This is a genomic window from Mycobacterium sp. NGS63 (assembly GCF_059812295.1).
Genome location: NZ_JCALCJ010000001.1, coordinates 517,559 through 533,320 on the forward strand (window position 1 = coordinate 517,559; position 15,762 = coordinate 533,320).

5 protein-coding genes are annotated in these 15,762 nt (G+C 68.7%); 4 read left to right on the forward strand and 1 reads right to left on the reverse strand.

All coding sequences use genetic code 11. The features are described from left to right. The first annotated feature begins 225 nt into the window (after nt 1–225). The 3 genes from AC5Y4Z_RS02400 (at nt 226) to AC5Y4Z_RS02410 (ending at nt 13,903) form a co-directional block, all read left to right on the forward strand. Entirely contained in the window at nt 226–1,350 is a 1,125-nt protein-coding gene (locus tag AC5Y4Z_RS02400; RefSeq protein WP_499960646.1) for a class I SAM-dependent methyltransferase, read from the forward strand. Further along, nucleotides 1,350–2,618 carry a glycosyltransferase gene (locus AC5Y4Z_RS02405; protein ID WP_499960647.1) on the forward strand — a complete coding sequence of 423 codons (1,269 nt, stop codon included), beginning with the start codon at nt 1,350–1,352 and terminating at the stop codon, nt 2,616–2,618. Before AC5Y4Z_RS02400 ends, AC5Y4Z_RS02405 begins: the two co-directional genes overlap by 1 nt. A 215-nt stretch (nt 2,619–2,833) precedes the next feature. Further along, complete coding sequence (locus tag AC5Y4Z_RS02410; RefSeq protein ID WP_499960648.1) at nt 2,834–13,903, forward strand: type I polyketide synthase; 11,070 nt, start codon at nt 2,834–2,836, stop codon at nt 13,901–13,903. Between the two features lie 76 nt (nt 13,904–13,979). Here the strand turns inward: AC5Y4Z_RS02410 and AC5Y4Z_RS02415 are convergent, their stop codons facing one another. Next, the gene (locus AC5Y4Z_RS02415; protein ID WP_499960649.1) at nt 13,980–14,849 is read right to left on the reverse strand and encodes a class I SAM-dependent methyltransferase; all 870 of its coding nucleotides are present in this window, start codon (nt 14,847–14,849) and stop codon (nt 13,980–13,982) included. A gap of 681 nt (nt 14,850–15,530) precedes the next feature. Here AC5Y4Z_RS02415 and AC5Y4Z_RS02420 point away from each other — a divergent pair. Next, the gene (locus AC5Y4Z_RS02420; protein ID WP_499960650.1) at nt 15,531–15,761 is read left to right on the forward strand and encodes an MbtH family protein; all 231 of its coding nucleotides are present in this window, start codon (nt 15,531–15,533) and stop codon (nt 15,759–15,761) included. The last annotated feature ends 1 nt before the right edge of the window (nt 15,762 follow it).

A 15,762-nucleotide genomic window follows, 5' to 3' on the forward strand; every position in this document is an offset into this window, starting at 1 on the left:
GTCGGGGAATTATTACACACCTGTCCAACCCATTGGGTATGTTGGCGAATCATCCCGCCATCGCCGTCGGCTCGGGCGGTTTTGGCTGTTGGGGCCAGCAAAGAGCCGACGGAAAGGCGGTCCTTTTGAGGGTGGAAGCCCGGCCGTCGCGCATGGCTTCCCCGCCGACGTGGAGGTGCACGAGATCGCGGAGTCGCGTGCAACCGAGCACCCGGAGGTGAACCAGTGAGCGTTGTCGACAGTCCGACGCTGGATCGTCCAGTCGCAGTGGATCGGACGAAGCTTCACCAGCTGTGGAAAGCGATTCTCGCCGGCATCGCGATCCTCGTGGCCGGGGCGTGTTACTTCGTGCCGGCGTTACTGGCCGGGATCGGCGCGCTGGTGCTGTTGCTCCTCGGTGCGCGCCTGGTTTATCGGGGTCGCGACCGCTACATCCCGAACTTGTATTCGCGGGATATCCGGGTTTACGACGACGCGTACCGCTCGTTCATCGGCCGCTCGCTGTCGAGTCTGCGCAAGTGCAAGGTGCGTGGTCACACGCTGTTGTGGGAAGCCTCGCAGCTGCCGGCACCAAGCCGCGAGAACTCCGACGAACTGCTGCTCGATCTGGGCGTCTGGCTCGGCTGGTCGACCCGGCTGACAGCCGACGCCTCCGGCCGCCGGGTGTACGGCTTCGATACCTTCGAGGGCCTCGTCGAAGACTGGCAAGTCGACGACGAAATCGTCTTCAAGCAGGGCACCTTTTCTTTGTCGGAACCGCTCGCGCAGCGTTCCATGCGCGATACCGGCGTGAGCCTGCACGACGGGGTGCCCGCGGCGCTCGGCCGCAAGGTCCAGTTCGTCAAGGGAAGCACCTACGAGACGCTGGCCCCGTTCCTCGCCGACCGGCCGGCGGCACCGATCCGGCTCTTCCACATGGACCTGGACACCTACGAGAGTTGCCTGCATGCGCTGGAAACCTGCAAGGACCGCTTCGTCGAAGGATCGATCCTCGTCTTCGACGAATACCTCGTCACCAATGCCGAGATGCGGGCGTTCTTCGAGTTCCAGCAGCAGTACGAGCTGCAATGGCGATACCGGGCCTGGGGCCTGGAAGTCATGGAGATGAACCTCGAGATGGTCGTCTCGCGCTGGAAGCGCGTGACCTACTACCTGCTCTGGATCGCGGCGTACTGGTTGGCGGGTGACGGCAGCTATGTCTGGAAGTTCTTCGGCAAGCGGTTTTGGCGGTTTTGGCTGGGCGCACCGATCGGCGACATCTTGTTCATGCTCGGCGCCGCCGGACAACGGAAGTCGGTGAGTCTCGAAATCACCGGCCTGGGCAAGCTGGACCGGACCCTGGGCCCGTAATGAAATTTGTCCTGGCGAGCTGGGGAAGTCGCGGCGACGTCGAACCGAACCTCGCTGCCGGGCGCGAGTTGGCGCGCCGCGGGCACGAGGTCTGCATGGCCGTCCCGCCCGACCTGGTCGGGTTCACCGAGTCGGCCGGCGTCGCGGCCGCCGGCTTCGGCCCCGAGGCGCAATCCATTCTGGACGCGCACCGCGAATTCTGGACGTGCTTCTTCCGCCGCCCGTGGCGGGTCCGGGATCTGATCACGTCGCGCGTCGACATCACCGGCCCCGTGTTGCGGGCCTGGCAGGACATGAGCACGACGCTGGTGTCGCTGGCCGACGGTGCCGACCTCATATTCACCGGCATCAATTTCGAGGACGCCGCCGCCAACGTCGCGGAGTACTACGACATCCCCTTGGCCACGCTGCATCACTTCCCCCTGCGGCCCAACGGCCAGACCCTGGCCTCCCTGCCGGCCCCGGTGGCCCGCGCGGCGGTGACGGCGTTCTGGTGGGCGTCGTGGCGCGCGACGAAGAAGGTCGAGGAAGCCCAGCGCCGCGAACTGGGTCTGCCGAAGGCAAAGGGATCGGCGCCGCGGCGGATCACCGAGCGTGGATCGCTGGAAATCCAGGGCTACGACGAGGCGCTGTATCCCGGGCTGGCGGCCGAATGGGCGCAATACGAGCGGCAACGCCCCTTCGTCGGCGCGCTGACGCTCGGGTTGGCCACGGATGCCGATGAAGAAGTCGCGTCCTGGATCGCGGCGGGCACACCTCCTATTTACTTCGGGTTCGGCAGCACCCCCGTCGCGTCTCCGGCGGACACGATCGCCATGATCGCCGCGGCCTGCGCGCGGCTGGGGGAGCGGGCGCTGGTCGCGGGTGCCGGTACCGATTTCGGCGCCGTTGCCGGTGCCGACCACGTCAAGGTGGTGGGCGCGGTGAATTTCTCCACCGTCTTTCCCGCCTGCCGCGCGGTTGTGCACCACGGGGGCTCGGGCACCACGGCCATCGGCCTGCGCGCCGGGGTGCCGACGCTGATCCTGCCGACGGACATCGATCAGACGCTGTCGGGATCTCGCGTCAAACGACTCAAGGTGGGCACGGCCCGGCGGTTTTCCACCGCGACCGAGGAATCGCTGGTTGCCGACCTGCGCACCATCCTCGCCCCGGAATACGCGGCCCGGGCCCGCGAGCTGGCCACCCGGATGACCGAATCCCCCAAGAGCGTCGCCGCCGCCGCCGATCTCTTGGAAGATTTCGCCCGCTCCGGGCGGGCGGGCTGAGCCACGATCGCGGGTCTCGCGTCCCTTGCCGCGCACCAATTGCCCATTCCCGTGACAGGCGTCTCACCAGGGAAGTATGGTCTAGGACTTGTTACACCCATGTCGAGTAATGGTCTGGAGACGCGGTTGAGCAGCAATCCGTTCGATGAACTGAGTGGCAGTTTCTTCGTCGTGGTCGACGGCGAAGGGCAGCACGAGATGATCGGCGTCCGGAAATGACCGATCTGCAGAATCGAGACGACACATCCAAGCCCGCGCGCGGCTCCCAGGGGACCGGCGAGAGTTTCGCGATCGTCGGCTACGCGGCGCGCGTTCCGGGTGCCGCCAACGCGGACGAGTTCTGGGACGTGCTGCAGCAAGGGCGCGACGCGCTCTCCGAGGTGCCGCCGGACCGGTGGGACGTCGACGAGTTCTTCGACCCGGACCCCGACGCGCCCGGAAAGATCGTCAGCCGCCGGGCCGGGTTCATCGACGACGTCACGGGGTTCGACGCGCCGTTCTTCGGGCTGTCCAACCGCGAAACCATGTTGATCGACCCGCAGCACCGGATACTGCTGGAGACGGCGTGGCAGGCGGTGGAGCATTCCGGCACCGCCCCGTCGGCCCTGGCGAACACCAAGACCGGTGTGTTCATGGGTCTGGGCACCCACGACTACCTCGGGTTGATCTCCGAACAGCTCAGCTACGAGGAGATCGAGGCCTACGTCGCGATCGGGACGTCGTCCGCCGCGGGAGCGGGCCGGATCAGCTATGGGCTGGGGCTGCAGGGCCCGGCGGTGTCCGTCGACACCGCGTGCAGCTCGTCGCTGGTGGCGGTCCATCAGGCGTGCCAGGCGCTGCGTTTCGGGGAATGTGACCTCGCGCTGGCCGGCGGCGTCAACGTGCTGCTCAGCGCCAAGACCGCGATGACCTTCTCGCACGCGCACATGCTGGCGCCGGACGGTCGGTGCAAGACCTTCGACGCGGCCGCCGATGGTTACGTGCGCGGCGAGGGCTGCGGCGTCATCGTCGTGAAACGGCTGGAGGACGCCATCCGCGACGGCGACCGGATCCGGGCCGTGATCCGCGGCAGCGCGGTCAACCAGGACGGCGCGTCGGGCGGGCTGACGGTGCCCAACGGCGTCGCCCAGCAGCGCGTCATCGCCGAGGCGCTGCAGTGCGCGGGTCTCTCGCCTGCCGACGTCGGATATCTGGAGGCGCACGGGACCGGCACCTCGCTGGGCGACCCCATCGAGGTCCAGGCCGCCGGTGCGGCGCTGGGCAAGGGGCGCGGCGCAGATCGGCCGCTGCTGATCGGGTCGGTGAAGACGAACATCGGGCACCTGGAGGCGGCCGCGGGGATCGCGGGCCTGATCAAGGTCATCCTGTCGCTCGAGCACGAGGTGTTGCCGAAGCATCTGAACTTCAGCAAGCCGTCGCCGCACATCCCGTGGGACCGGCTGCCGGTGCGGGTGGTGGACGAGGCGCTTCCCTGGGCGCGCGACGGACGGCCGCGCATCGCCGGGATCAGTTCGTTCGGATTCTCCGGAACCAACTCGCACGTCATCCTCGAAGAGGCTCCCGAGCTGGGCCAGGTTTCGCCGGCGCCGGCGCCGTCGGACGACCGGCGGTTCAGCCTGTTGCCGCTCTCGGCGCGCAGCCCGGTTGCGTTGACGGAGCTGGCCAAGGCGTACGGCGATTGGCTGGCCGACCAACCCGACGCCTCGCTGGCGGACGTGTGCTTCACCGCCGGAGCCGCGCGATCGCACCTCGAGCACCGGGCCGCCCTGGTGGTGAATTCGACGGAGTCCGCGCGTGAGCAACTCGCCGCGCTGGCCGACGACCGCCCGGCGCCGGGCTTGCTACGCGGCGACTGCGCGGACAAGCCGAGGACGGCGTGGTTGTTCACGGGCCAGGGCAGCCAGTACGCCGGCATGGCACGGGAGCTCTTCGAGACCGAGCCGGTGTTCGCCGAGACGATGAAACGGTGCGCGGCGGCGGTCGCCGACGTGCTCGAGAAGCCGTTGCTCGACGTCATTTTCGATACCGACAGCCCCGATGCCGAAGACACGTTGCGGCAAACCAGTTACGCCCAGCCCGCCCTGTTCGCGGTGGAGCTGGGCCTGGCCCGCCTCTGGCAGTCGTGGGGCTTCGAACCGGACGTGGTGATCGGCCACAGCGTCGGCCAGTACACCGCGGCCTGCGTCGCGGGCGTGTTCGGGCTCGAGGACGGAATGCTGCTGATGGCCGAGCGCGGCCGGCTGTTCGGCAGCCTGCCCGACGGCGGCCGGATGGTCGCCGTCTTCGCCGCCGCCGAGCGGGTCGAAGGCATCACCGACGAGTTCCCGAGCCTGTCCGTGGCCGCCTACAACGGCGCCAACACCGTGCTGTCGGGACCCGTGCAGGATCTCGACCAGGCGGTGGCCGCCCTGGAGGACGACGGGGTGCGCTGCGACTGGCTGGACACCAGCCACGCCTTCCATTCGGCGTTGCTGGATCCGGTCCTCGACGAGTTCGAGGCATTCGCCAACCGGTTCGAATTCGGCGCGCCGCAAAAGACATTGGTGTGCAACCGCACCGGCGCCGCCCTGGGCCGAAGCGCGAAACTGGACGGCGCCTACTGGCGCCGCCATGCGCGGCAGCCGGTCGAGTTCGCCAAGAGCGTGCGGACCCTGGCCGAACAGCGCTGCACGATGCTGCTGGAGATCGGCCCCCAGCCGATCCTGACCGCCGCGGCCATGCGGGCGTGGCCGGACCCGGCCACCGCCCCCCGGGCGATCGCGTCGATGCGCAAGAACATCGCCGATCACCGCCAGATCGCCGAGGCCCTGGCCAACGCCTACATCGTCGGGCACCGCCCCGACTTCGGTGCTCTCCAGCAGGGGACCGCGCGCAAGCTCGACCTGCCCACCTATCCGTTCCAGCATCGCCAGTACTGGTTCCGCGAGCAGAAGGTCGCGTCCACCCCGACCGCCAGCCAGGCGTCGGCCACGCGGACCGAGGCCGTCGGGCTCCTGGAGGACGGCCGGATCGAGGAGCTCGCGGCTCTGCTGGGCGGCGGGACCAGCAACCAGCAGACCGTCGATGTGCTGAAACAGCTTGCGGCTGAACACAACCAGCAGCGCAACGCCCAGTCCATCGCGGACTCCCGCTACGAGATCCGCTGGGAGAAATCCGCGGCTAAAGCCTCGGGCGCGACGGCGGGCGAGGGCACCGCGTGGCTGCTCGTCAGCGACGACGCCGAGGCCGTCGCGCCGTTGGCCGACGCGCTCACCGCGCGCGGGCACCGGCCCCGGATCGTGGGGCTGCCGGTGTCCGACGCCGACGCCGATCGGCTCCAGGAAACGTTGCGCGCCGCCGTAGCGGACGAACCGGCGCTGCGCATCCTGCATCTCGCGGCCCTCGGCCCGGACACGGCGCCGTCGACGCGATCGCTGTTGCGGATGCAGCATCAGGTCCTGAGTGGAACGCGGCGCCTGTTCTGCGCCGCGGCCGCCGCCGAACTGCGCGCCCCCATCTGGCTGATAACCCGTGGCGCACAACGGGTCACCGGCGCGGACAAGGTGTCGCCGGCGCAGTCGTGCCTGTGGGGTTTCGGTCGCGCCGCCGCGCTGGAACACCCCCGATTGTGGGGCGGACTGGCCGATCTGGCCGCGGGCGGCGCCCTGGACGGCGGGGTGTGGTCGCGGCTGGTCGACCAGCTGCTGGCGGCTCCCGCCGGTGAAGACCAGTTCGCGCTGCGCGACCAAGCGGTCTACGTTCCGCGGCTGACGCGGCGCTCGGGGCAGCCGGCCGGCACACCGCTGGCGCTGCGTGACGACGCGACATATCTGGTGACCGGTGGGCTGGGTGCGATCGGGCTGGAGGTCGCCGACTACCTGGCCGCGCACGGGGCGCGGCATCTGGTGTTGACCAGCCGGCGCGCCCCGGGTGACGCCGCGCAGCAACGCATCGCCGCCATCGGCGAACAGACCGGCGCCGAGGTCCGGGTCGTCACGGCCGACGTTTCCAACCCGCACGACGTCGCACATGTGCTGGCCACCGTGCGGGCCGAGCTACCGCCGCTGGCCGGGGTCGTGCATGCCGCGGGCGAGATCAGCACGACCCCGCTGCAAGCCCTGGACGACGCCGAGGTGGGTCGGGTGTTCGCCGGGAAGGTCTGGGGCGCTTGGAATTTGAGCGAAGCCACCACGGACCTGAAGCTGGACTTCTTCCTCAGCACCTCCTCGATCGCCGGGGTGTGGGGCGCCGGCGGGCAGACCGCGTACAGCGCGGCCAACGCTTTCCTCGACGGGCTGGCGTGGCGGCTGCGCGAGCAGAACGTCCCCGGGATCAGCGTCAACTTCGGTCCGTGGTTGAACGCGGGCATGGCCGACGAGGCCGCGCGCGCGGAGCTGGACAAGCGCGGGGTCAAGCCGTTGTCGCCGTCCGACGCGTTGGCCGGGATGGCCGAACTGGTGGCGTCCTCGGCCAAGGGCGTGTCGAACGGGGTGGTGGCCCGCATCGACTGGGCCAGCTTCCTGCCGCTGTACCAGATGGCGGGGAAGCGGTCGTTCTTCACGCAGTTGCAGCGGGAGGTGCCCGAGTCGGCGCAGGCCGCGTCGGAGTCCGGGACCACGCAATTGGTCGACCGGCTCACCGCGGCCCCGGTGCAGCAGCGCAAGAAGCTCGTCGTCGACTATCTGCGCGACGCCGTCGCGGACGTGACCCGCATCGACCCCGCGGAAATCCGCGAGGAGGCCGGGCTGTTCGACCTCGGCATGGATTCGCTGATGGCCGTCGAGCTGCGCCGCCGACTCGAGCGAGCGGTGGGCGCGGAGCTGCCGTCGACCCTGGCGATGGACTACCCGCGCATCACCGACGTCGCGAATTTCCTCGTCAACGACGTGCTCAGCCTCGACGCGCCGGCGCCCGCGAGCGCGGCGGCGCAGCCGGCGCCGGCAGCGGCCGCGGTGGCGGCGCGCACGGACGAGCCGATCGCGATCGTCGCGGTCGCCTGCCGCTTCCCGGGTGCGCCCGATCCCGAGGCCTACTGGGACCTGTTGTCCGGCGGTGTCGACGCGATCCGGGAGATCCCGGACGACCGCTTCGACGTCGACGAGTATTACGACCCGGATCCCGAGGCGCCGGGCAAGATCTACACCCGCTACGGCGGATACCTCGAAAGCATCGACGGGTTCGATCCGGAGTTCTTCGGCATTTCCCCGCGCGAAGCGGTGTGGATGGATCCCCAGCAGCGGTTGATGCTGGAGATCGCATGGGAGGGCCTGGAACGTGCCGGGTATGCGCCTGCGGCGTTGCGCGGCAGTCGAACCGGCGTGTTCGTCGGGGTGGCCGCCAACGAGTATTCACAGCTGCTGAACGCCAACTCGGTCGAGACCATCGAGGCCCACTTCATCACCGGCAACGCCCTCAACGTCATCGCGGGCCGGGTGGCGTTCGCGCTCGGCTTGGAAGGGCCGGCGATGGCCGTGGACACCGCGTGCAGTGCCTCGCTGGTGGCCGTCCATCAGGCCTGCCAGGCCTTGCATTCCGGTGACTGCGACATGGCGCTGGCCGGTGGCGTGAATGTCTTGGTGAGCCCGGCATCCATCGTCGCCACCTCGCGCGCCAGGATGCTTGCCGCCGACGGCCGATGCAAGACGTTCGACGCGGCCGCGAACGGTTACGCGCGCAGTGAGGGCTGCGGGATCCTGGTGCTCAAGCGGCTCAGCGATGCGCAGCGCGACGGCGATCAGGTCTGCGCGGTCATCCGGGGCAGCGCCGTCAATCAGGACGGCGCCTCCAGTGGCCTGACGGTGCCGAACGGCGGTGCGCAGCAACGGCTTATCGCCACCACGCTGGCTCGTGCCGGGGTCGAGGGGCGCGACGTCGATTACCTCGAGGCCCACGGCACGGGCACCTCGCTGGGTGACCCGATCGAGGTCCAGGCCGCCGCGGCCGTCTACGGTGCCGGCCGCGACCCGAACAACCCGCTGCTGATCGGATCGGCCAAGACCAACATCGGGCACCTCGAGTCGGCCGCGGGCATCGCCGGCCTGATCAAGGTCGTGCTGTCGTTGCAGCACGAGGTCCTACCGCAGAACCTGCACTTCGAGAACCCGTCGCCGAACATCCCATGGGACTCGCTGCCGGTCCGGGTCGTCGACCAGGCGATCCCGTGGCAGGCGAACGGCAGGCCGCGGCGCGCCGGGACAAGCTCGTTCGGATTCTCCGGCACGAACGCGCACGTCCTGATCGAGGAGGCGCCGTCGCCCTCCGCGGTGGCCGACGTCACCCCGGAAGGCGACGCGGTTCCGGACACCACCGGGGCGCCGGAGCCCGCCACCGACGACGACGCCGTCGGCGTGTTGCCGCTGTCGGCGCGGTCACCGGAGGCGCTGGTGGCGTTGGCGCAGCGGTATGGAGCCTGGTTGGAGGAGCACCCGGAGGCCGACGTCGCCGACGTGTGCTACACCGCGGGTGTCGGGCGTTCGCATTTCGAACACCGCGCCGCACTGGTCGTGGACTCGATCGCGGGAGCCCGCGAGCTGCTGGCCGGCCTGGCCGAGAACCGGCTGGGGCCCGGTGCGGTGCGTGGCGTGTGCGGCGACCCACCGAAGACGGCGTGGTTGTTCACCGGCCAGGGCAGCCAGTATCCGGGAATGGCGCGTGAACTGTTCGACACCGAGCCGGTATTCGCCGACACGGTGCGGCGCTGCGCCGAAGCGGTCGACCCGATGCTGCCGCGCCCGTTGCTCGAAGTGCTGTTCGACACCGACAGCGACGCCGGAGAAACCTTGCGGCACACCTCCTTTGCGCAGCCGGCGCTGTTCGCCGTCGAGATGGGCCTGGCTCGGCTCTGGCAGTCGTGGGGTATCGAGCCGGACGTGGTACTGGGGCACAGCGTGGGCCAGTACGCCGCGGCGTGCGTGGCCGGAGTGTTCAGCCTCGAGGACGGGGCGCGGCTGATCGCCGAACGCGGCCGGCTGTTCGGCAGCCTGCCCGCGGGTGGACGGATGGTCGCGGTGTTCGCCGACGCGCAAAAGGTGGACAGCGTCGCCGAGGAATTCCCGCGCATTTCGGTCGCCGCCTACAACGGCCCCAACACGGTGCTGTCGGGCCCCGGCGCGGACCTGGAGCAGATCGTCGCCAAGTTGACCGATGACGGAGTGCGCTGCACGTGGCTGGACACCAGCCACGCCTTCCATTCCGAACTGCTGGACCCGGTGCTGGACGAATTCGAGTCGTACGCAGGCGGGTTCGAATTCGCCGTTCCGACGCTGCCGCTGGTGTGTAACCGGACCGGCGCGCTCCTCACGGCGGAGACCCCGCTCGACGGCCAGTATTGGCGGCGGCACTCCCGCCAGCCGGTGCAGTTCGCAGAAAGCGTGCGAACCGTTGCTGCGCTCGGCTGCTCGGTGTTGATGGAGATCGGCCCGCAACCGGTTCTGACCAACGCCGCCGTGCAGGCCTGGCCGGAATCCTCGGCCGCTCCGCGTGCGATCGTGTCACTGCGCAAGGACGCCGACGCCCGGCACCAGGCGGCAGAGGCGCTGGCCGCGGCGTACGTCAGCGGCCATCGGCCGGTATTCGCTGCCCTGCACCATCGGCCGCACCGCAAACTCGAACTGCCCACCTACGCCTTCCAGCGCCGTCGCTTCTGGCCGAAGAACGCCGACATCCGCGGCATCGACGGACACGGCGCCACCGGGACCGGAATCCTGGGCAGCGCAAAGGATCTCGCCTCCGGCGACTCCGTCTACACCAGCCGGTGGTCGGTCAACACGCAGCCATGGCTGGCGCACCACGTCATCTATGGCGTCGTCGTCGTTCCGGGCGCGACGTACGCGGCGATGGCGCTCGCGACGATCGGGGCACCGGCGCAGGTGCGCGACGTCTTCTTCTACGAACCGATCATCATGGCCGACAAGGCTTCCCGGGAGGTGCAGCTGACCGTGCATCCGGTCGACGACGGCTGGACCTTCCAGGTGCACAGCCGCCCGTACGGTGATCGTGACGCCGAGTGGTCGTTGAACGCCGACGGCCGGATCGCCAGCGGTAGCTCTGATGTTCAAGACGAGCCCGCACTGGAGCCGGCGGAATCCATCGACGCGGCCTGCGAGCGGCTGGGCCGCACGCGCCCGCAGCAGCTGTTCGACACCTTCGCCGACATGGAGCTGGCATGGGGTCCCACCTGGTCCACGTCGCTCAAATCGCTGTGGGCCGGTGACGGCGAGGCGGTGGGCGACATCGCCATCGGCGACGAGCTCGCCGAACACCTCGGCGCCGAGCCGATTCACCCGGTGCTGCTCGACCTGTGCACCGGCATCGCCTTCCCGGCCCTGGAGGCGGCGCTCGCGGCGACCGAGGACGGCGGGGGTCTGAGCGACCTGTTCCTGCCGCTGCGGTACGGGCGGGTGGTGCTGCACGACGAGATGCCCCGACGCTTCTACTGCCGCGCGCGGTGGCAGCGGGGCGGTCTGGACAGCGAAACGCAGGCGTTCGACCTCGATTTCGTGGACCGTGACGGCCGCCAGCTGGGCGAAATTCGCGACTTCACGGTCAAGCGCGCGCCGCGGGAGGCGTTGCTGCGCGGGCTCGGCGGCGACGCCACCCGCAACCTGTACACCCTCGGCTGGGAGGAAGTGCCCGCGCCGGCATCGGCCGGCAGTGGCGGGGACGGCGCCTGGCTGATCGCCGGGTTCGACGAGCTGGCCGCCGTCGTGCCGGGTGCTGTCGCATTGGACGGTGCCGCGGTGGATCCCGAGCGCTGGAAGCGGGTGTTCGCCGAGGCTCAGGAGCGTGGGGCGCCGTTCTCGGGCGTCGTCTGGCGCAGCCCTGGGCGGCCCGACGCGGACGAGTCGGGCGCCGAATTCGCCGCGCGGCTGGAGGCCGAGATCGATGGGGTGCTCACGGTGGTGCGCACGCTGTTGGCCCAGCACGACCTGAAACTCACCGGCGGACTGTGGATCGTCACCGAACGGGCGGTGGCGACCGAGCCCGGCGAGTCGGTGGACCCGGCGCAGTCGGCGCTGTGGGGCTTCGGGCGGACCGTCATCACCGAGCAGCCGAGCCTGCGCTGCCGGCTGGTCGACTGCGACGGGGCCGACGACGCCGTGCGCTTGTTGGCGGGCCTGCTCGGCGCACCGGCCGACGAACCCGAAATCGCACTGCGACAAGGAAAGTACTTGGTGCCGAGGCTGCTGCCGTGGGCGCGCAGCGGCCACCTCCCGGTGCCCCGGGCTGCCGATTTCAACCTGGAGCCCACCGAGCGCGGCGCGATCGACAACCTTCATCTGGTCGAGACGCACGTGCCGCCGCCGAGCGCGGGCGAGGTGCAGATCCGGGTGGAGGCGGCGGGCCTCAACTTCCGGGACGTGCTGAACGTGCTCGGCCTGTATCCGGGCGACCCGGGGCGGGTCGGCGGCGGCGACCTCGCCGGCGTCGTCACCGAGTTGGGCGCCGGTGTCACCGGATTCGAGGTGGGTCAGCGCGTCTTCGGCTTCATGCCGGGCGGGTTCCCCACCCGGGTCAATGTGCCGGCCCAGTTCCTGGCGCCGGCGCCGAACGGGGTGACCGCGGTGGGCGCGGCGACCATACCCGCCGGCGCGCTGACGACGCGCCTCGCCTTCGACTGGGCGAAGGTGGGACCCGGTGACAAGGTTCTCATTCACGCCGCCAGTGGTGGCGTGGGCCTGGCCGCGATCCAGATAGCCCAGCAGCGCGGTGCGACCGTCTTCGCCACCGCCAGCACTTATAAGCGGGCGGCGCTGCGCAAAATGGGCGTGGAACACATCTACGACTCGCGCAGTACGGATTTCGCGGACCAGATCCTGGCCGACACCGGCGGCGCGGGTGTCGATGTGGTGCTGAACAGCCTCACCAACGAAGGGTTCATCGAGGCGACCGTGCGGGCGACCGCGCAGGGCGGCCGGTTCGCCGAAATCGCCAAGCGTGACATCTGGACTCGGGAGCAGATGGCCGCGGCCCGTCCCGATATCGCCTACGAGATCATCGCGCTGGACGCCTGCATCGAGCACGAACCCGAGCGGACGGGCAAGTTGCTGGCCGAGGTGGCCGACAGCATGGCAAGGGGCGAGTTGGCCCCGATCGCGGCCGAGGTCTACCCGGTGACGGAGGCGAAGACCGCGTTCCGCCGGATGCAGCAGGCCCGGCACATCGGCAAGATCGTGCTGCAGATGCCGGAGCCACTGCAGCCGCGCGGCGATCGGAGCTATCTGATCACCGGTGGTGTCGGTGCGCTCGGCCTGTACACGGCGGCCCACCTGGCCCAACTCGGGGCCGGTGACATCGTCCTGACCAGTCGGCGCCAGCCCGATGCCGAGGCTCAACAGGCGATCGACGACATCACCGAGCGCTACCGAAGCCGCATCCATGTGTTCGCGGCCGACGTCGGCGACGAAGCGCAGATCACCGCGGTGTTGGAGCGGATCCGGGCGGAGTTGCCGCCGCTGGCGGGGGTGGCGCACCTGGCGGGCGTCCTCGACGACGCGCTGTTGCCACAGCAGAGCCCCGAAGGCTTCCGGAAGGCGTTGGCCCCCAAAGCCTTCGGCGCCTGCCACCTGCATCGGCTCACGAAGGATGACGATCTCGACTTCTTCATCGTCTACTCTTCGGCGTCCAGCGTGATCGGTTCGCCCGGCCAGGCGAACTACGCGGCGGCCAATGCGCTGCTCGACGGGCTCGTTGCCGAGCGTAGGGCCCAGGGCCTGCCCGCGACCGCGATCAACTGGGGTCCGTGGGCAAAGGGCGGCATGGCCACTTCGCACGCCGCGCGCGCCAATCTCAGTGCGCAGGGGCTGATTCCGCTGGAACCCTCGGCCGCCCTCAACGCCCTCGACGAGATCCTCTCCCACGGAACCGGGCAGGCAACCGTCATCAAGGCCAATTGGCAGCGTGCGGCGAAGGGGCTGGGCGCCTCTCGCCCGGCGATGCTTGACCATGTGCTGCCGAGCGCCGTGACCGCGACACGCGGCGACAGCGAGTTGTTGCGGCAACTGCACGAGGTGCCCGAGGCGGAGCGCGGCAGCTTCCTCACGGAATACCTGCGGTACGAAGTCCAGAACTTCCTGAGGCTCGCGCAACCGCCGGCCGCCACCAGCCGGTTCCTGGAGCTGGGCACCGATTCACTGATGGCGGTCGAATTCAGCAACCGGTTGCTGCCGCAGTTCGGTGGCGCGTTCACGATCAGCGCGACCGCGGTATTCGACTATCCGACCATCGGGTCGCTGGCCGAGTACCTGGCCGGCCAGGTGCCCGAGACGGGTAAGGCGGACTCGGTCGGTTTGGTCGAGCCGACTTAATCCACCCCACGAAGCCTTTAAGGCGGCGTGCCGTCCCGCGATTGCGGACAGGAAGAGGCGGTTCGGCGCCGCGAATTTATGGCGCGGGTGCGGTCCGCAGTTGCGACCTCAGGATTCGGTACTCCAAGAGGCCGGCGCGCATCTGCTCGTAGATCGCGGACCCCGGTAGCGCAAGGAAGTTCGCGACCCGGGCATTTCGGTCGCCGTACACCTCGGCCCAGGTATCGCTTGCTTGGTCGCGCGAGGCCAGCACGTTGCCGGTGATGTCCCGGTCGCTTTCGGTGACGAAGCCCGATCGCTTCAAGCGCATCCTCACCTGGTCCCAGTCCTCGGGACTTAAAAAGTCGGTGTGCAAGAACCACCCTCCCGGACGGCTGATCCGGCGAACTTCACCGAGGAATTTCGGCAGGTTGCCATACGAATGTGAGGACTCGACATTGATAATGGCATCGCAGGACGCATCGGGCAGGGGGAGATTCAACGCATCGCCGACCCGGAAATCGATCGGACGCTTGACGTGCGTTTTGCTGCAGAAAGCGATCGCTTCCGAGGACATGTCAATCCCGATCACTTGTGCGCTGAATTTCTCCGCGACAAGCGCGGCGTTGCCGCCGCGGCCGCACCCTATTTCGACCACGGTGCGGTCATTCAGGTCGACCGGCCCGACCACCTCGAATACCAGCCGCACCGAGTTGGCGTTGAACGTGCCCGGGCGGATGGTGAACGCGGATTCGTCCTGGGCACCCGTGGAGAGGTATCCGTAGTTGAGGAAGAACGATGAGTCCGCGACCCCGACGTCCTCGAGGCGGCGGCTGAGCGAGTTGTAGAAGCTCTTCCAGCCACCGGCGGTCGTCGACAGGAGGTCGTCAGCGAGGTGCTCCGACATCGCAACTGAGGAATTGTCCTTCGATTCAACCTGCGCCGAAGGTTCGCTGTGGTTGTCCATTATCTCGCCCCAACCAGATCTGCTTTGACCCATGATCCGTCACATGGTGTCGTGAGTGTGGATATTTGTGTTCGGAATACACCGGGTTTGCTCCGCCGAATCGCGTTGCATGCTGCACGGGCAGCCGGTTGGGTTGCGGCCCAACCTGCACGCGTCAGGCGTCATGAATTCATGTAGCCCAGATGCCTCCAATTCCGGCCATTGGCCGGCCGTGTGCACGTCGCCGTCCTGAATTGCGCTGCCCACACAGTAGTCGGGATGGTTGCCTTCGCAAAGATCGCTGCCACGTCGCCTTCGGCACCTGTGCGCCGCCGCCGAACGCGCGGACTCGGACTCCCACCTAATACCTCTAATACCTAGGTGTGGGGAGCAGGCGATCGAGCTCCGGGTGCCGCACGGGGATGGGGTCAGCCGCCCCGATCGAGGAAAGGCCCGACCATCGTCCTGCCAGTCGCGGGCGCTTACGGCCGCGTAAGCAGACGGGCCCCAGGTGGCGAACCACGAGTAGAGGCGTTAGCTCCAAACCATACCTTTAGTTCGTCTAGGCAAGATTCCCGATGCGGCGATGTCGGCAGATCTTGGGTCATGGCCAATTCTGCGAAGGCTTAGACAAGCTCTGTGGGGCTCCAGTATGGTTTAGAACTTGTTATACCCATGTCCAGTAGACGGTCTGGAGACGCGGTGAGCAGTAATCCCTTCGACGACGACGCCGGCACTTTCTTCGTCTTGGTCAACGACGAGGAGCAGCACAGCCTGTGGCCGGCCTTCGCCGACGTTCCGGCCGGCTGGCGGGTGGTGTACGGCGAGGCCGACCGCGCGGCGTGCCTGGACTATATCGAACAGAACTGGACCGATATACGGCCGAAATCTCTGCGCGAAAGGTTAGCGGCGGCACAGGGCTTCGATAGGTAAT